At 55.4% G+C, this 18,309-nt stretch carries 14 protein-coding genes, 4 tRNA genes and 1 rRNA gene; all 19 read left to right on the plus strand.

The annotated features are described in order from the left end of the window. The first annotated feature begins 2 nt into the window (after positions 1–2). The 19 genes from rrf (at position 3) to fusA (ending at position 18,286) form a co-directional block, all read left to right on the plus strand. Positions 3–118, plus strand: a 5S ribosomal RNA gene (rrf, locus tag GIV35_RS10085). A gap of 155 nt (positions 119–273) precedes the next feature. Next, complete coding sequence (gene birA / locus GIV35_RS10090; protein WP_223024229.1) at positions 274–1,233, plus strand: bifunctional biotin--[acetyl-CoA-carboxylase] ligase/biotin operon repressor BirA; 960 nt, start codon at positions 274–276, stop codon at positions 1,231–1,233. Beyond that, positions 1,223–1,972, plus strand: coding sequence for a pantothenate kinase (locus tag GIV35_RS10095; RefSeq protein ID WP_054896954.1), 750 nt, complete (start codon positions 1,223–1,225; stop codon positions 1,970–1,972). The genes birA and GIV35_RS10095 overlap by 11 nt, the downstream gene beginning before the upstream one ends. Before the next feature lie 7 nt (positions 1,973–1,979). Beyond that, a complete protein-coding gene (locus GIV35_RS10100; RefSeq protein ID WP_236264451.1) occupies positions 1,980–2,426 on the plus strand; it encodes a hypothetical protein in 447 nt (148 codons plus the stop codon). 142 nt (positions 2,427–2,568) lie between these two features. Beyond that, a tRNA-Tyr gene (locus GIV35_RS10105) sits at positions 2,569–2,653 on the plus strand. Between the two features lie 24 nt (positions 2,654–2,677). Further along, positions 2,678–2,751 (plus strand) — tRNA-Gly (locus GIV35_RS10110). 26 nt (positions 2,752–2,777) lie between these two features. Beyond that, a tRNA-Thr gene (locus tag GIV35_RS10115) sits at positions 2,778–2,853 on the plus strand. A gap of 143 nt (positions 2,854–2,996) precedes the next feature. Next, a tRNA-Trp gene (locus GIV35_RS10120) sits at positions 2,997–3,072 on the plus strand. Between the two features lie 45 nt (positions 3,073–3,117). After that, entirely contained in the window at positions 3,118–3,486 is a 369-nt protein-coding gene (secE, locus tag GIV35_RS10125) for a preprotein translocase subunit SecE (RefSeq protein WP_003194658.1), read from the plus strand. Between the two features lie 9 nt (positions 3,487–3,495). Next, positions 3,496–4,029 carry a transcription termination/antitermination protein NusG gene (nusG, locus tag GIV35_RS10130; protein WP_003176436.1) on the plus strand — a complete coding sequence of 178 codons (534 nt, stop codon included), beginning with the start codon at positions 3,496–3,498 and terminating at the stop codon, positions 4,027–4,029. A 116-nt stretch (positions 4,030–4,145) separates the two neighbouring features. Next, positions 4,146–4,577: a 50S ribosomal protein L11 gene (rplK, locus tag GIV35_RS10135; RefSeq protein WP_003176435.1), complete on the plus strand. Its 432-nt coding sequence runs from the start codon at positions 4,146–4,148 to the stop codon at positions 4,575–4,577. Then, positions 4,577–5,272 carry a 50S ribosomal protein L1 gene (gene rplA, locus GIV35_RS10140; RefSeq protein ID WP_003176434.1) on the plus strand — a complete coding sequence of 232 codons (696 nt, stop codon included), beginning with the start codon at positions 4,577–4,579 and terminating at the stop codon, positions 5,270–5,272. Before rplK ends, rplA begins: the two co-directional genes overlap by 1 nt. A 199-nt stretch (positions 5,273–5,471) precedes the next feature. After that, entirely contained in the window at positions 5,472–5,972 is a 501-nt protein-coding gene (gene rplJ / locus GIV35_RS10145; RefSeq protein ID WP_003232405.1) for a 50S ribosomal protein L10, read from the plus strand. A gap of 78 nt (positions 5,973–6,050) precedes the next feature. After that, positions 6,051–6,416, plus strand: coding sequence for a 50S ribosomal protein L7/L12 (gene rplL, locus GIV35_RS10150; protein ID WP_020302454.1), 366 nt, complete (start codon positions 6,051–6,053; stop codon positions 6,414–6,416). A 219-nt stretch (positions 6,417–6,635) separates the two neighbouring features. Continuing rightward, the gene (rpoB, locus tag GIV35_RS10155) at positions 6,636–10,709 is read left to right on the plus strand and encodes a DNA-directed RNA polymerase subunit beta (protein ID WP_010206926.1); all 4,074 of its coding nucleotides are present in this window, start codon (positions 6,636–6,638) and stop codon (positions 10,707–10,709) included. Between the two features lie 64 nt (positions 10,710–10,773). Next, positions 10,774–14,973 (plus strand): DNA-directed RNA polymerase subunit beta', encoded by a 4,200-nt coding sequence (gene rpoC / locus GIV35_RS10160; RefSeq protein WP_005791982.1) that lies wholly within the window; start codon positions 10,774–10,776, stop codon positions 14,971–14,973. A 216-nt stretch (positions 14,974–15,189) separates the two neighbouring features. Further along, positions 15,190–15,561, plus strand: a complete 372-nt coding sequence (rpsL, locus tag GIV35_RS10165; protein WP_002555494.1) for a 30S ribosomal protein S12 — start codon at positions 15,190–15,192, stop codon at positions 15,559–15,561. A 118-nt stretch (positions 15,562–15,679) separates the two neighbouring features. Further along, complete coding sequence (rpsG, locus tag GIV35_RS10170) at positions 15,680–16,150, plus strand: 30S ribosomal protein S7 (protein WP_002555493.1); 471 nt, start codon at positions 15,680–15,682, stop codon at positions 16,148–16,150. A 30-nt stretch (positions 16,151–16,180) separates the two neighbouring features. Continuing rightward, positions 16,181–18,286 (plus strand): elongation factor G, encoded by a 2,106-nt coding sequence (gene fusA, locus GIV35_RS10175; RefSeq protein ID WP_003194651.1) that lies wholly within the window; start codon positions 16,181–16,183, stop codon positions 18,284–18,286. The last annotated feature ends 23 nt before the right edge of the window (positions 18,287–18,309 follow it).

Consider the following 18,309-nt stretch of genomic DNA (forward strand, 5'->3'; position numbering starts at 1 on the left):
TTCTTGACGACCATAGAGCATTGGAACCACCTGATCCCATCCCGAACTCAGCAGTGAAACGATGCATCGCCGATGGTAGTGTGGGGTTTCCCCATGTGAGAGTAGGTCATCGTCAAGATTAAATTCCGAAACCCCAATTGCGAAAGCAGTTGGGGTTTTGTTTTGGGCGCTCGAAAATCTGGTGGGGCGTCGATCATGACTGATATCCAGCCTTTCTATGCAATGACCCTGCGCATGGCTATCATGCGTGCCTCATTCTGAGGCGATATGTGCATGCTGACGTTGTTGAAACTTCTGAAAGATGGTCGCTTTCATTCTGGAGAAGCGCTTGGTGCCGCCCTAGGCGTCAGTCGCAGTGCCGTGTGGAAGCAGCTTCAGCATCTTGAGGCAGAATTGAATCTCCCCATTCATAAGATCCGGGGGCGCGGATATAAATTGGCTGCGCCATTGATGTTTTTGAATGCGCAGGAAATTTCTCAGAGGGCGGCTTCCTTGGCTTGGCCCGTTCACATTTTCGACTCCATTGACTCCACTAATGCTGAGGCTTTACGTCTTGTCGATGCGGGCAGTGCGGCTCCTTTTATTGTGCTAGCGGAGCAGCAGACGGCTGGTAGGGGGCGACGAGGCCGCAAATGGGTCAGCCCATTTGCGCAAAACGTTTACTACAGCCTTGTATTGCGTGTTGAGGGCGGCCTGCGGCAACTGGAAGGGCTGAGTCTGGTGGTGGGGCTGGCAGTCCTGCAGGCTCTGCGTGAGTCGGGCGTGGAGGGCGCAGCTTTGAAGTGGCCAAACGACGTCCTGGTTGGGCACAAGAAAATCTCAGGCATCTTGCTTGAGTTGGTGGGAGATCCCGCAGATATCTGTCACGTTGTGCTAGGGATAGGTATCAATGTGAATATGCAGAAGGCTGTAGAGGTTGATCAGCAGTGGACCTCGATGCAGCTCGAGACGGGCTCTTCTGTTGATCGCAATCACCTGGTGGCGCGACTGGGCTTGCAGCTACAAGCCTACCTGGACCGACACAAGGCTGCGGGTTTTGCTGGGCTGCAAGCAGAGTGGGAGCAGCATCACGCGTGGCAAGGGAAGTGTGTGTCGCTTATCGCGGGCGTCAATCAGATTGATGGGGTTGTGCTCGGTGTAGATTGTCAGGGCGCGTTGCGTTTGGATGTCGGTGGCGTTGAGAAAATATACAGCGGTGGTGAGCTAAGTCTGAGGTTGCGTGATGATTCTTGAGCTCGACTGTGGAAATAGCTTTATCAAGTGGCGTGTTCTTGAGTCGAGTGATGCAAGTGTCCGCGCCGAAGGCATCGCAGGTTCGGATATTGCGCTGATCGACAGTTTGGTGGCTTTGCCTGGTCTATTGCTCACGCGTTGTCGGTTGGTGAGTGTTCGCGCGCTTGAGGAGACCGATAAGTTGATAGCAGCGTTGGTAGGGGCATTTGGCGTTGCTGTTTCCTGTGCCACCTCTGCTCGAGAAATGAGCGGAGTGCGCAACGGCTACGAAGACTTCCAGCGCCTGGGAATGGATCGATGGCTGGCCATGCTAGGCGCGTTCAAGTTGGCGTCAGGTGCATGTCTGGTACTCGATTTTGGTACGGCGGCGACCGCAGATTTTATCGGTCCGGACGGTGAGCACCTGGGGGGGTTTATTTGCCCGGGTATGCCGCTTATGCGTAATCAACTGCGAACCCATACTCGCAAGATACGTTATGACGACGCGGCCGCTGAGCGGGCGCTGGAGCGTCTCTCTCCAGGTCGCACGACCGTAGAGGCCGTCGAGCGTGGTTGTACGCTCATGCTTAGAGGTTTCGTGCTGACTCAGCTCGAGTTGGCGCGAGGCTATTGGGGGGAGGATTTCACGGTCTTCCTCACTGGAGGCGATGCCGACCTGGTCAGGGATGCTGCGCCTCAGGCTCGGCTGGTCCCGGACCTGGTGTTTGTTGGTTTGGCGATGGCGTGTCCTTTGTCTTGAGGTGATTATGCGCTGGCTGTTTTTACTTTTACTGGTTCTCAATGTTTTTTATTACGTCTGGCATCAGCAAGAGGCGCCATTGCGGGCCAAGGATGTCACGCCCTTGAGTCTCCATCGAGGAGCGCAGCAAGATATTCGCCTCTTGAGTGAGTCGGCAGATGTGGTGGCTCGGCGTGATCGAGCGAGGTCGGTGGAGGCGCAGAATACCTGCTTGTACATCGGTGGTTTCTCGGATCGACGCCAAGCCTCCTCTCTCGAGCAGAGGCTCACGAGCCTGGATATAAAGGTCACGGTCCAGTTGCTGAATGCACAGAGCGCCTCGGGTTATTGGTTGCGTGTGGCCCCTGAGAGCCGTCGCCTGGCTGACGATCTGCCCTTTGAAAGCCTTGCTAATGAATTCAATGAGTTAAAACATAAAATAATGCTGTGCGAAGGCATTGCAACTCTCGAATAGTTTGCATAGAATGGCGCCCGCTTCGCAGTGAAGACCTTTAAGGGCTACAGTGCAAAGCTACCGTCAATGCAGCTAACCTCATAATTTAAATGAGAAAATGCTTGACAGAAGGTCGGCGTGATGTAAAATGCCGGCTCGCTTAGGAGGGGTTCCCGAGCGGCCAAAGGGATCAGACTGTAAATCTGACGTCTACGACTTCGAAGGTTCGAATCCTTCCCCCTCCACCATTTTTAGCGTGAGCTGCAAGCTCCGCGGGTATAGTTTAGTGGTAGAACCTCAGCCTTCCAAGCTGATGATGCGGGTTCGATTCCCGCTACCCGCTCCAAGTTTGCAGGTTGTGCGAGGTGTTTCGCTCTTGTAGCTCAGTTGGTAGAGCACACCCTTGGTAAGGGTGAGGTCAGCGGTTCAAATCCGCTCAAGAGCTCCATATGACAAGGCAGATATGAAAATATCTGCCTTTGTTTTAACAGCTGCCTCGGCTTGAATGTTGTTCGATGTTTCAGGTCTTGTGGGGTTGGTTGTTGTAAAGTCTTTTTCAGGCCTGCATAATGGTCGGCCTGATTTTGTTTTAGGTCAGTAGCTCAATTGGCAGAGCGACGGTCTCCAAAACCGTAGGTTGGGGGTTCGATTCCCTCCTGACCTGCCAGATTCACGTGGTGTGTCTGGCTTTCTTTTCACAGGATCTTCATAGATGACTCCTAAGGCTGAAGCTCAAAGCTCTCGTTTCGATCTGGTAAAGTGGCTCGCTGTAGTCGCCTTGGTGGTCGTAGGCGTTGTTGGCAATCAGTACTATTCTGCTTCGCCGATCCTGTACCGTGTACTCGCTTTGCTTGCCCTCGCTGCTGTAGCTGCCTTTGTAGGCCTGCAGACTGCCAAAGGCAAGTCCTTCGCGGTACTGGTTAAGGAAGCTCGCACCGAAATCCGTAAAGTCGTTTGGCCGACTCGCCAAGAAACCACTCAGACCACATTGATTGTCGTGGCTGTTGTTCTGGTTATGGCGTTGCTGTTGTGGGGGCTTGACTCCCTGCTCGGCTGGCTTGTTTCCTTGATTGTTGGCTAAGGGTGTCCCGTGGCTAAGCGTTGGTACGTTGTGCATGCTTACTCGGGTTACGAGAAGCATGTTATGCGCTCTTTGCTGGAGCGCGTAAAGCTGGCAGGCATGGAAGATGGCTTCGGCGAAATTCTGGTTCCCACTGAAGAAGTGGTTGAAATGCGGAATGGGCAGAAGCGCAAAAGCGAACGCAAGTTCTTCCCTGGCTACGTGCTGGTACAGATGGACATGAACGAAGGTACTTGGCACTTGGTCAAGGATACCCCTCGCGTCATGGGCTTCATTGGCGGTACTGCCGATAAGCCTGCTCCGATCACCGACAAAGAGGCGGAAGCAATTCTGCGTCGTGTTGCTGATGGTAGCGACAAGCCGAAGCCGAAGACGTTGTTCGAGCCTGGTGAGGTTGTTCGCGTTACAGACGGTCCGTTCGCTGATTTCAACGGTACGGTCGAAGAAGTTAACTACGAAAAGAGCCGGATCCAAGTGGCGGTGCTCATTTTCGGTCGCTCTACCCCGGTAGAGTTGGAGTTCAGCCAGGTCGAAAAGGTCTAGCAGGACAAGCATCCCAACCCCGCAGCCTAGGCTGTGGGGTTTTGTCGTCACTGGGATAAACGCGCAAGTAACCGGGGAGCCTTTCGAGGCGTTTGAACCCGTAATTGGAGTGCCTCATGGCCAAGAAGATTACCGCTTACATCAAGCTGCAAGTGAAGGCCGCTCAGGCCAACCCTAGCCCACCCGTCGGTCCAGCTCTGGGTCAGCACGGCGTGAACATCATGGAATTCTGCAAGGCCTTCAACGCCCGTACTCAGGGTCTTGAGCCAGGTCTGCCGACTCCAGTGATCATCACTGTATACAGCGACCGTAGCTTCACCTTCGAAACCAAGTCGACCCCGGCTTCGGTTTTGCTGAAGAAAGCTGCCGGTCTGACCAGCGGTTCCGCTCGTCCTAACACCGTTAAGGTTGGCACTGTAACCCGTGCTCAGCTGGAAGAAATCGCGAAAACCAAAAACGCGGATCTGACTGCAGCTGATATGGATGCAGCCGTGCGTACCATCGCCGGTTCTGCTCGTAGCATGGGCCTTAACGTGGAGGGTGTGTAATGGCTAAGCTGACCAAGCGCCAAAAGGCTATCGCCGGCAAAATCGAAGCGGGCAAGTCCTACAACTTCGTAGACGCTGCTGCCCTGCTGACCGAGCTGTCGACTGTCAAGTTCAGCGAGTCTGTTGACGTTGCTGTGAACCTGGGCGTTGACCCACGTAAATCCGACCAGGTCGTTCGTAGCGCTACTGTGCTGCCACACGGTACTGGCAAGACTGTACGTGTTGCCGTCTTCACCCAAGGCCCAGCTGCTGAAGCTGCTCTGGCCGCTGGTGCTGATCGCGTTGGCATGGACGACCTGGCTGCCGAAATGAAAGGCGGCGACCTGAACTATGACGTCGTAATTGCTTCCCCGGATGCAATGCGCGTTGTAGGTCAGTTGGGTCAGATCCTCGGTCCGCGTGGCCTGATGCCTAACCCTAAAGTCGGCACCGTAACTCCAGACGTAGCTACCGCGGTTAAAAACGCCAAGGCTGGTCAGGTTCGTTATCGCACCGACAAAAACGGCATCATTCACACCTCCGTTGGCAAAGTCGGCTTCGATGCCGTCAAGCTGAAGGAAAACGTTGAAGCCCTGATCGCTGATCTGAAGCGTATCAAGCCTGCTTCCTCGAAAGGTATCTACGTCAAGCGCGTTACCCTGAGCACCACTATGGGCCCAGGTCTGGTCATCGACCAAGGCTCGCTGGACGTATAAGACATAAATTGGCGCGAGCAATTGCGCCAATTGAAAGATTGGGGTCCCTGCCTGGCGGGGGCTATCCAAGACCGTAGGCGACGCAAGTCTTAAACCAACAAGCCTACGCAGATGGTGCTCCCGGTTCCTTACCGAATCAGACACCAAAACGACATCAGGCCTAGGCCAGATGAAACGGTAACAAGCAGGAGTTAAACCCGTGGCAATTAATCTCGAAGACAAGAAGGCCATCGTCGCTGAAGTCAACGAGGCTGCCAAAGCTGCTCTGTCCGCTGTCGTGGCTGATGCCCGTGGTGTGACAGTAGGCGCTATGACCGGACTCCGTAAAGAGGCTCGTGAAGCTGGCGTATACGTGCGTGTTGTACGTAACACCCTGCTCAAGCGCGCCGTTGCTGACACTGAATACAGTGTTCTCAACGACGTGTTCACTGGCCCGACTCTGATCGCGTTCTCTAAAGATCATCCAGGCGCTGCTGCCCGTTTGTTCAAGGAATTCGCCAAGAGTCAGGATAAGTTCGAGATCAAGGCAGCTGCGTTCGAGGGCAAGTTCCTCGCAGCTAACCAAATCGACGTACTGGCAACACTGCCGACCCGCGACGAAGCCATTTCGCAGCTGATGAGCGTGATTCAAGGCGCTACCAGCAAGCTGGCTCGTACTCTGGCTGCAGTTCGCGAGCAAAAAGAAGCTGCAGCAGCCTAAGGCTGAGCAACCTCTCTCGCGTATTTTTGTTTATTTCGATGGCCGCGTAGGCCGTCCCCCAATTCAGGAAATACAGCAATGTCTATCTCCCAAGACGATATCCTCAACGCCGTAGCTGAAATGTCGGTTCTGCAGGTTGTTGAGCTGATCAAAGCTTTCGAAGAAAAATTCGGCGTTTCCGCTGCCGCTGCTTCCGCCGGTCCAGCTGCTGCTGCCGCCGTTGTTGAAGAGCAAACCGAATTCAACGTCATGCTGACCGAAGCTGGCGAGAAGAAAGTAAACGTGATCAAGGCAGTACGTGAACTGACCGGTCTGGGCCTGAAAGAAGCCAAGGCTGTAGTTGACGGCGCTCCTGCCATGGTTCTGGAAGCTGTTACTAAAGACGCAGCTGACAAAGCCAAAGCTACTCTGGAAGAAGCAGGCGCTAAAGTCGAGCTGAAGTAAGCATCGACCTTGCGTCTCCAGCCCAAGCGTTAAGCTGAAGGCTGATGGCTGGTGGCTCTTGCCACCGGCCTTTTTCCGTTCTTGGCTGTCGACTCGGTCGCCGCCATTAACGCGCTGTAGCCACCCGAAGCGGTGGTGCAAACCATGGGGTTTGCAAGATTTTCTGGCTGCTCCCGTCGGAGGGGCCAAACAAGCAGGTGACCAAGCTGGGGAACGCTGATGGCTTACTCATATACTGAGAAAAAACGTATCCGCAAGGACTTTAGCAAGTTGCCGGACGTCATGGATGTCCCGTACCTTCTGGCTATCCAGCTGGATTCGTATCGTGAATTCTTGCAGGCGGGAGCGACCAAAGATCAGTTCCGCGACGTGGGCCTGCATGCGGCCTTCAAATCCGTTTTCCCGATCATCAGCTACTCCGGCAATGCTGCGCTGGAGTACGTCGGTTATCGCCTGGGCGAACCGGCATTTGATGTCAAAGAATGCGTGTTGCGTGGCGTTACGTACGCCGTACCTTTGCGGGTAAAAGTCCGTTTGATCATTTTCGACAAAGAATCGTCGAACAAAGCGATCAAGGACATCAAAGAGCAAGAAGTCTACATGGGCGAAATCCCATTGATGACTGAGAACGGTACCTTCGTAATCAACGGTACCGAGCGTGTAATCGTTTCCCAACTGCACCGTTCCCCGGGCGTGTTCTTCGACCACGACCGCGGCAAGACGCACAGCTCCGGCAAACTCCTGTACTCCGCGCGGATCATTCCGTACCGCGGTTCGTGGTTGGACTTCGAGTTCGACCCGAAAGACTGCGTGTTCGTGCGTATCGACCGTCGTCGCAAGCTGCCGGCCTCGGTACTGCTGCGCGCGCTCGGCTATACCACTGAGCAAGTGCTGGACGCTTTCTATACCACCAACGTATTCAGCCTGAAGGATGAAACTCTCAAGCTGGAGCTGATCGCTTCGCGTCTGCGTGGTGAAATTGCTGTCCTGGACATCCAGGATGAAAAAGGCAAGGTCATCGTTGAGGCTGGCCGTCGTATCACTGCGCGCCACATCAACCAGATCGAAAAAGCCGGTATCAAAGAGCTGGAAGTGCCTCTGGACTACGTTCTGGGTCGCACTACCGCCAAGGTCATCGTTCACCCGGCTACAGGCGAAATCCTGGCTGAGTGCAACACCGAGCTGAACACCGAGATCCTGGCCAAAATCGCCAAGGCCCAGGTTGTTCGTATCGAGACCCTGTACACCAACGATATCGACTGCGGTCCGTTCATCTCCGACACACTGAAGATCGACTCCACCAGCAACCAATTGGAAGCGCTGGTCGAGATCTATCGCATGATGCGTCCTGGTGAGCCACCAACCAAAGACGCTGCCGAAACCCTGTTCAACAACCTGTTCTTCAGCCCTGAGCGTTATGACCTGTCTGCGGTCGGCCGGATGAAGTTCAACCGTCGTATCGGTCGTACCGAGATCGAAGGTTCGGGCGTGCTGTGCAAGGAAGACATCGTCGCGGTATTGAAGACTCTGGTCGACATCCGTAACGGCAAAGGCATCGTCGATGACATCGACCACCTGGGTAACCGTCGTGTTCGCTGCGTAGGCGAAATGGCCGAGAACCAGTTCCGCGTTGGCCTGGTACGTGTTGAGCGTGCGGTCAAAGAGCGTCTGTCGATGGCTGAAAGCGAAGGCCTGATGCCGCAAGACCTGATCAACGCCAAGCCAGTGGCTGCGGCGGTGAAAGAGTTCTTCGGTTCCAGCCAGCTTTCGCAGTTCATGGACCAGAACAACCCGCTCTCCGAGATCACCCACAAGCGCCGTGTTTCTGCACTGGGCCCGGGCGGTCTGACCCGTGAGCGTGCTGGCTTTGAAGTCCGTGACGTACACCCGACGCATTACGGTCGTGTATGCCCGATCGAAACGCCGGAAGGTCCGAACATCGGTCTGATCAACTCTCTGGCTGCCTATGCGCGCACCAACCAGTACGGCTTCCTCGAAAGCCCATACCGTGTGGTGAAAGACGCCCTGGTCACCGACGAGATCGTATTCCTGTCCGCCATCGAAGAAGCTGATCACGTGATCGCTCAGGCTTCGGCCACGATGAACGACAAGAAAGTCCTGGTCGACGAGCTGGTAGCTGTTCGTCACTTGAACGAGTTCACCGTCAAGGCGCCGGAAGACGTCACCTTGATGGACGTTTCTCCGAAGCAGGTAGTTTCGGTTGCAGCGTCGCTGATCCCGTTCCTGGAACACGATGACGCCAACCGTGCGTTGATGGGTTCCAACATGCAGCGTCAAGCTGTACCGACCCTGCGTGCTGACAAGCCGCTGGTAGGTACCGGCATGGAACGCAACGTAGCACGTGACTCCGGCGTTTGCGTCGTGGCTCGTCGTGGCGGCGTGATCGACTCCGTTGATGCCAGCCGTATCGTGGTTCGTGTTGCCGATGACGAAGTAGAAACTGGCGAAGCCGGTGTCGACATCTACAACCTGACCAAATACACCCGCTCGAACCAGAACACCTGCATCAACCAGCGTCCGCTGGTGAGCAAGGGTGATCGCGTTCAGCGTAGCGACATCATGGCCGACGGCCCGTCCACCGACATGGGTGAACTGGCTCTGGGTCAGAACATGCGCATCGCGTTCATGGCATGGAACGGCTTCAACTTCGAAGACTCCATCTGCCTGTCCGAGCGTGTGGTTCAAGAAGACCGCTTCACCACGATCCACATCCAGGAACTGACCTGTGTGGCGCGTGATACCAAGCTTGGGCCTGAGGAAATCACTGCAGACATCCCGAACGTGGGTGAAGCTGCACTGAACAAGCTGGACGAAGCCGGTATCGTTTATGTAGGTGCTGAAGTTGGCGCTGGCGACATCCTGGTCGGTAAAGTCACTCCGAAAGGCGAGACCCAACTGACGCCGGAAGAGAAGCTGCTGCGTGCCATCTTCGGTGAAAAAGCCAGCGACGTTAAAGACACCTCCCTGCGTGTACCTACCGGTACCAAGGGTACGGTCATCGACGTACAGGTCTTCACCCGTGACGGCGTTGAGCGTGATGCTCGTGCACTGTCCATCGAGAAGACCCAGCTCGACGAGATCCGCAAGGACCTGAACGAAGAGTTCCGTATCGTTGAAGGCGCGACCTTCGAACGTCTGCGTTCCGCTCTGGTAGGCCACAAGGCTGAAGGCGGCGCAGGCCTGAAGAAAGGTCAGGACATCACCGACGAAATCCTCGACGGTCTTGAGCACGGCCAGTGGTTCAAACTGCGCATGGCTGAAGATGCTCTGAACGAGCAGCTCGAGAAGGCCCAGGCCTATATCGTTGATCGTCGCCGTCTGCTGGACGACAAGTTCGAAGACAAGAAGCGCAAACTGCAGCAGGGCGATGACCTGGCTCCAGGCGTGCTGAAAATCGTCAAGGTTTACCTGGCAATCCGTCGCCGCATCCAACCGGGCGACAAGATGGCCGGTCGTCACGGTAACAAAGGTGTGGTCTCTGTGATCATGCCGGTTGAAGACATGCCGCACGATGCCAATGGCACCCCGGTCGACGTCGTCCTCAACCCGTTGGGCGTACCTTCGCGTATGAACGTTGGTCAGATCCTTGAAACCCACCTGGGCCTCGCGGCCAAAGGTCTGGGCGAGAAGATCAACCGCATGATCGAAGAGCAGCGCAAAGTCGCAGACCTGCGTAAGTTCCTGCACGAGATCTACAACGAGATCGGCGGTCGCAACGAAGAGCTGGACACCTTCTCCGACCAGGAAATCCTGGATCTGGCGAAGAACCTGCGCGGCGGCGTTCCAATGGCTACCCCGGTGTTCGATGGTGCCAAGGAAAGCGAAATCAAGGCCATGCTGAAACTGGCAGACCTGCCAGAAAGCGGCCAGATGCAGCTGTTCGACGGCCGTACCGGCAACAAGTTCGAGCGCCCGGTTACTGTTGGCTACATGTACATGCTGAAGCTGAACCACTTGGTAGACGACAAGATGCACGCTCGTTCTACCGGTTCGTACAGCCTGGTTACCCAGCAGCCGCTGGGTGGTAAGGCTCAGTTCGGTGGTCAGCGTTTCGGGGAGATGGAGGTCTGGGCACTGGAAGCATACGGTGCTGCATACACTCTGCAAGAAATGCTCACAGTGAAGTCGGACGATGTGAACGGTCGTACCAAGATGTACAAAAACATCGTGGACGGCGATCACCGTATGGAGCCGGGCATGCCCGAGTCCTTCAACGTGTTGATCAAAGAAATTCGTTCCCTCGGCATCGATATCGATCTGGAAACCGAATAACACGTGACGCGAATCGAGAGCGGGGCTGTTTAGCCCGCTCTCTGCTCCGCCAGGAGGAAAGGCCTTGAAAGACCTACTGAATTTGCTGAAAAACCAGGGTCAAGTCGAAGAGTTCGACGCCATCCGTATTGGGTTGGCATCGCCTGAGATGATCCGTTCGTGGTCGTTCGGTGAAGTTAAAAAGCCGGAAACCATCAACTACCGTACGTTCAAACCTGAGCGTGACGGCCTGTTCTGCGCCAAGATCTTTGGCCCGGTAAAGGATTACGAGTGCCTGTGCGGTAAGTACAAGCGCTTGAAGCACCGTGGTGTGATCTGCGAGAAGTGTGGCGTTGAAGTCGCACTGGCCAAAGTTCGTCGTGAGCGCATGGCGCACATCGAACTGGCTTCGCCGGTTGCCCACATCTGGTTCCTGAAATCGCTGCCGTCCCGTATCGGCTTGCTGATGGACATGACCCTGCGTGATATCGAACGTGTTCTCTACTTCGAGAGCTATGTCGTTATCGACCCAGGCATGACCACCCTTGAAAAAGGTCAGCTGCTGAACGACGAGCAGTACTTCGAAGCGCTGGAAGAGTTCGGCGACGATTTCGATGCCCGCATGGGTGCCGAAGCTGTCCGCGAACTGCTGCACGCTATCGACCTGGAGCACGAGATTGGTCGTCTGCGCGAAGAGATTCCGCAAACCAACTCCGAAACCAAGATCAAGAAACTGTCCAAGCGTCTGAAGTTGATGGAAGCCTTCCAGGGTTCCGGCAACTTGCCAGAGTGGATGGTGCTGACCGTTCTGCCGGTTCTGCCGCCAGACCTGCGTCCGCTGGTGCCGTTGGACGGTGGTCGTTTCGCGACGTCCGACCTCAACGACCTGTACCGCCGCGTGATCAACCGTAACAACCGCTTGAAGCGCCTGCTTGATCTGTCCGCTCCGGACATCATCGTGCGCAACGAAAAGCGTATGTTGCAAGAAGCGGTCGATGCCCTGCTCGACAACGGTCGTCGTGGCCGCGCTATCACCGGTTCGAACAAGCGTCCTCTGAAATCCTTGGCTGACATGATCAAGGGTAAGCAGGGTCGTTTCCGTCAGAACTTGCTCGGTAAGCGTGTTGACTACTCCGGTCGTTCGGTAATTACCGTAGGCCCGACCCTGCGTCTGCACCAGTGCGGTCTGCCTAAGAAGATGGCACTCGAGCTGTTCAAGCCGTTCATCTTCGGCAAGCTGGAAATGCGCGGTCTTGCGACCACCATCAAAGCGGCCAAGAAAATGGTCGAGCGCGAACTGCCAGAGGTTTGGGACGTTCTCGCTGAAGTGATCCGCGAACACCCGGTTCTCCTCAACCGTGCACCGACCCTTCACCGTCTGGGTATCCAGGCGTTTGAACCTGTACTGATCGAAGGTAAGGCTATCCAGCTGCACCCTCTGGTCTGTGCTGCGTACAACGCCGACTTCGACGGCGACCAAATGGCCGTGCACGTACCGCTGACACTGGAAGCCCAGTTGGAAGCGCGTGCGTTGATGATGTCGACCAACAACATTCTGTCGCCAGCTAACGGTGAGCCAATCATCGTTCCGTCGCAGGACGTTGTATTGGGTCTGTACTACATGACTCGTGAAGCGATCAACGCCAAAGGCGAGGGTCGTGTGTTCGCTGACCTGCAAGAAGTTGACCGTGTGTTCCGTGCTGGCGAAGCCGCACTGCACGCCAAGGTCAAGGTGCGGATCAACGAAACCGTCAACGACCGTGACGGCGGCAGCGTGAGCAACACCCGTATCGTCGACACCACTGTCGGCCGTGCGCTGTTGTATCAGGTTGTGCCAAAAGGTCTGTCGTACGACGTCGTCAACCTGCCGATGAAGAAAAAGGCGATCTCCAAGCTGATCAACCAGTGCTACCGCGTGGTTGGTTTGAAAGAGACCGTTATCTTCGCTGACCAGTTGATGTACACAGGTTTCGCTTACTCGACTATCTCCGGCGTTTCCATCGGTGTTAACGACTTCGTTATCCCGGATGAAAAAGCTCGCATCATCAGTGCTGCTACTGACGAAGTGAAAGAGATCGAGAGCCAGTACGCCTCCGGCCTGGTAACTCAGGGCGAGAAGTACAACAAGGTGATCGACCTTTGGTCCAAGGCGAACGACGAAGTTTCCAAGGCGATGATGGCCAACCTCTCGAAAGAGAAAGTCATCGACCGTCACGGCGACGAAGTTGACCAAGAGTCCTTCAACTCGATGTACATGATGGCCGACTCGGGCGCACGGGGTTCTGCTGCGCAGATCCGTCAGCTCGCCGGTATGCGTGGCCTGATGGCCAAGCCGGACGGTTCCATCATCGAAACGCCGATTACTGCGAACTTCCGTGAAGGTTTGAGCGTACTTCAGTACTTCATCTCCACTCACGGTGCTCGTAAGGGTCTTGCGGATACCGCGTTGAAAACCGCTAACTCCGGTTACCTGACTCGTCGTCTGGTAGACGTTGCACAAGATCTGGTTGTAACCGAGATCGATTGCGGCACCGAGCACGGCCTGCTGATGACTCCGCACATTGAAGGCGGTGACGTTGTAGAGCCGCTGGGTGAGCGCGTATTGGGTCGTGTTATTGCCCGTGACGTATTCAAGCCAGGCACCGAGGAAGTTATCGTTCCTGCCGGTACCCTGGTGGATGAGAAGTGGGTCGAGTTCATCGAACTCAACAGCATCGACGAAGTGATCGTTCGCTCGCCGATCAGCTGCGAAACCCGCTACGGCATCTGCGCCAAGTGCTACGGCCGTGACTTGGCTCGTGGTCACCAGGTGAACATCGGTGAAGCGGTCGGCGTTATCGCTGCCCAGTCCATCGGTGAGCCGGGTACCCAGCTGACCATGCGTACGTTCCACATCGGTGGTGCGGCAAGCCGGACCTCCGCAGCCGACAGTGTTCAGGTTAAGAATGGCGGTACCGTCCGTCTGCACAACCTCAAGCACGTTGAGCGAGTGGATGGCCACCTGGTTGCTGTGTCCCGTTCCGGTGAGCTGGCAATCGCTGATGACTACGGTCGTGAGCGCGAGCGTTACAAGCTGCCGTACGGTGCTGTGATTTCGGTTAAAGAAGGTGACAAGGTCGACGCTGGCGCAATCGTGGCCAAGTGGGATCCGCACACTCACCCAATCGTTACCGAAATGAAAGGTACCGTGACCTACGTGGGCATGGAAGAAGGCATCACGATCAAGCGTCAGACTGACGAATTGACCGGTATGACCAACATTGAAGTACTCGACGCCAAAGATCGTCCAGCTGCCGGCAAAGACATCCGTCCTGCCGTGAAGATGGTCGACGACAACGGCAAGGACCTGTTGCTGCCAGGCACTGACGTAATCGCTCAGTACTTCCTGCCAGCCAACGCCCTGGTCGGTGTAGCGGATGGTGCGAAGATCGCGATCGGTGATGTTATCGCGCGTATTCCGCAAGAAACTTCGAAGACCCGTGACATCACCGGTGGTCTGCCGCGTGTTGCCGACTTGTTCGAAGCTCGTCGTCCGAAAGAAGCGTCGATTCTGGCTGAAGTCAGCGGCACCATCGCGTTCGGTAAAGAGACCAAGGGCAAGCGCCGTCTGGTCATTACTCCGAACGACGGTAGCGATCCGTATGAAGAGCTGATTCCGAAGTGGCGTCACCTGAACGTGTTCGAAGGCGAGCAGGTAAACCGCGGCGAAGTTATCTCCGACGGCCCGAGCGATCCACACGACATCCTGCGTCTGCTGGGTGTGAGTGCGCTGGCCAAGTACATCGTTAACGAAATCCAGGACGTTTACCGTCTGCAAGGCGTGAAGATCAACGACAAGCACATCGAGACCATCCTGCGTCAGATGCTGCGTAAAGTTGAAATCGCTGAATCCGGCGATTCCAGTTTCATCAAGGGTGACCAGATGGAACTGACTCACGTACTGGTAGAAAACGAGCGCCTGGCGAACGAAGAGAAATTTGTCTCCAAGTTCACTCGCGTGTTGCTGGGTATCACCAAGGCGTCGTTGTCCACTGAGTCGTTCATCTCGGCGGCCTCCTTCCAGGAGACCACTCGCGTACTGACCGAAGCAGCGGTAACCGGCAAGCGCGATTACCTGCGCGGCCTGAAAGAAAACGTAGTCGTGGGTCGTCTGATCCCGGCGGGTACCGGCTTGGCTTACCACAGCGAACGTAAGCGTCGCCGTGATGCTGACAAGCCGCTGCGCGTAAGCGCCAGTGAAGTGGAAGCTGCACTGACCGAAGCGCTGAACTCAAGCGGTAACTGAGTTCCGCGATAGATGAGTCTGGGCCCTGGCACTCCCATTCGTCGGATCGAGGCATTTTTGCCCCGGTTCGACGCGAGGGGAGGTCGGGGCCTTGCCTTGACTGGGGGCAAGATCCTCTTTAGACTCTTGTACCCCTAAATTTGGCGGGAATTCGTTCCTGCCATTTTGCTTTTCTTGCAAGACAATAGCGTCGCAAGACAACAGTGGAGCTAGTAGATGGCAACTATCAACCAGCTGGTACGTCAGCCGCGTAAGCGTATCGTCGAGAAATCCGACGTACCTGCGCTGCAGAACTGCCCGCAACGTCGTGGCGTATGCACCCGTGTGTATACCACCACGCCGAAAAAACCTAACTCGGCACTGCGTAAAGTATGCCGTGTGCGTCTGACCAACGGTTTCGAGGTTTCCTCGTACATCGGCGGTGAAGGCCACAACCTGCAAGAGCACAGCGTGGTACTGATCCGCGGCGGTCGTGTAAAAGACTTGCCAGGTGTTCGTTATCACACCGTACGCGGTTCCTTGGATACTTCCGGCGTTAAAGGTCGTAACCAGGGTCGTTCGAAGTACGGTACCAAGAAGCCTAAGTAGTAGCGGCTTTTTGTAAACCTGAATCATCTTATTTTCTGAGTCGATAAGAGTAAGGTCGGAGGCGTCCCGAAAGGGCACCGATTCCGAGCGAACCTGAAGACCGTTTGAGGGCTTATCCATGCCAAGAAGACGCGTAGCAGCCAAGCGCGAAGTGCTTGACGATCCAAAATACGGAAGCCAAATTCTGGCCAAGTTCATGAACCACGTAATGGAAAGCGGCAAGAAAGCCGTTGCCGAGCGTATCGTTTATGGCGCGCTGGAAAAGGTTAAAGAGCGCAAGAACAGCGACCCCCTGGAAATCTTCGAGAAAGCTCTCGACGCCATCGCTCCGCTGGTCGAAGTGAAGTCGCGCCGTGTAGGCGGTGCTACTTACCAGGTTCCGGTTGAAGTTCGCCCGTCCCGTCGTAACGCTCTGGCAATGCGCTGGTTGGTAGACTTCGCCCGTAAGCGCGGCGAGAAGTCTATGGCTCTGCGTTTGGCCGGCGAACTGTTGGACGCTGCTGAAGGTAAAGGTGCTGCTGTTAAGAAGCGTGAAGACGTGCACCGTATGGCTGAAGCCAACAAAGCTTTCTCGCACTACCGCTTCTAATTTTAGCTTCACTAATTTTGCGAGGGCTTTATGGCTCGTACTACTCCGATTAGCCGCTACCGTAACATCGGTATCGTCGCTCACGTGGATGCTGGTAAAACCACCACCACCGAGCGCGTACTGTTTTACACCGGCAAAAGTCACAAAATGGGCGAGGTGCATGACGGCGCCGCGACCACAGACTGGATGGTTCAGGAGCAGGAGCGTGGTATTACCATTACTTCTGCTGCTATTACCGCCTTCTGGAAAGGTTCCGAGAAGCAGTACAAAGACGAGCATCGCTTCAACGTAATCGATACCCCGGGTCACGTAGACTTCACCATTGAAGTTGAGCGTTCCCTGCGCGTACTCGACGGCGCTGTCGTTGTGTTCTGCGGCACCTCGGGTGTTGAGCCTCAGTCGGAAACCGTATGGCGTCAAGCCAACAAGTACGGCGTTCCACGTCTTGTTTATGTAAACAAGATGGACCGTGCTGGTGCCAACTTCCTGCGCGTGATCGGTCAGATCAAGCAGCGTCTGGGTCACACTCCGGTGCCAATCCAGTTGGCTATCGGTTCCGAAGACAACTTCCAGGGTCAGATCGATCTGATCAACATGGAAGCTGTTTACTGGAATGATTCTGACAAAGGTATGGTTCCTGTTCGCAAGCCTATCCCTGAAGAGCTTCAGGAACTGGCTGACGAGTGGCGCAACAACATGGTTGAGGCTGCGGCCGAAGCCAGCGAAGAGCTGATGAACAAGTACCTCGAAGGTGAAGAGCTCACCAACGTGGAAATCAAGGCCGCCCTGCGTCAGCGTACCATCGCTGGCGAGATCGTCTTGGCTGTTTGCGGTTCTTCCTTCAAGAACAAGGGTGTTCCCCTGGTTCTCGACGCCGTTATCGACTACCTGCCTGCTCCAACCGACATTCCTGCTATCAAGGGTTCCAACCCTGATAACGAGGAAGAAGAGATGGAGCGTCATGCAGACGACAACGAGCCGTTCTCGGCTCTGGCGTTCAAGATCGCTACCGACCCATTTGTGGGTACTTTGACCTTCGTCCGCGTTTACTCGGGCGTGTTGGCCTCCGGCGACGGCGTGATCAACTCGGTTAAAGGCAAGAAAGAGCGCGTGGGTCGTATGGTGCAAATGCACGCAAACGCCCGTGAAGAGATCAAGGAAGTACGCGCTGGTGACATCGCGGCCCTGATCGGCATGAAGGACGTCACCACTGGTGAGACTTTGTGCGACGCTGCCAAGCCAATCATCCTGGTTCGCATGGACTTCCCGGAGCCGGTTATTTCGGTTGCCGTAGAGCCTAAGACCAAGGATGACCAGGAAAAAATGGGTATCGCTCTGGGCAAGCTTGCTCAGGAAGATCCATCTTTCCGCGTCAAGACTGATGAAGAGACTGGTCAAACGATCATCTCCGGCATGGGCGAGCTGCACCTGGACATCCTGGTTGACCGGATGCGCCGTGAGTTCAACGTCGAAGCCAACATCGGTAAGCCTCAGGTTTCCTATCGTGAGCGCATCACGAAGAACTGTGAAATCGAAGGCAAGTTCGTTCGTCAGTCCGGCGGTCGTGGTCAGTTCGGTCACTGCTGGATCCGTTTTGCTCCTGCTGACGAAGGTCAGGAAGGTCTGCAATTCGTGAACGAAGTAGTAGGTGGTGTTGTTCCTAAGGAATACATCCCTGCTATCCAGAAGGGTATCGAAGAGCAGATGAAGAACGGTGTTGTTGCCGGCTATCCGCTGATCGGCCTGAAAGCAACCGTTTTTGACGGTTCTTACCACGACGTCGACTCCAACGAGATGGCGTTTAAGGTGGCTGCTTCCATGGCAACCAAGCAACTGGCCCAGAAGGGCGGTGGTGAGTTGCTTGAGCCAATCATGGCGGTAGAAGTTGTTACACCTGAAGACTATATGGGTGATGTCATGGGCGACCTTAACCGTCGTCGCGGCATGATCTTGGGTATGGAAGACACGGTTTCCGGCAAAGTGATTCGCGCCGAGGTTCCGTTGGGCGAGATGTTCGGTTATGCGACCGACGTTCGTTCCATGTCCCAGGGTCGCGCAAGCTACTCTATGGAATTCAAAAAATACAACACAGCTCCGGCGCACATCGCTGAAACTGTATCCAAAAAACAAGGCTGATTCAGTCCTTTAGGCAAGGAGTT

The organism is Pseudomonas sp. PA-1-6B, from assembly GCF_021609545.1.
In the GTDB taxonomy this organism is placed as follows: Bacteria; Pseudomonadota; Gammaproteobacteria; order Pseudomonadales; family Pseudomonadaceae; genus Aquipseudomonas; species Aquipseudomonas fluorescens_BV.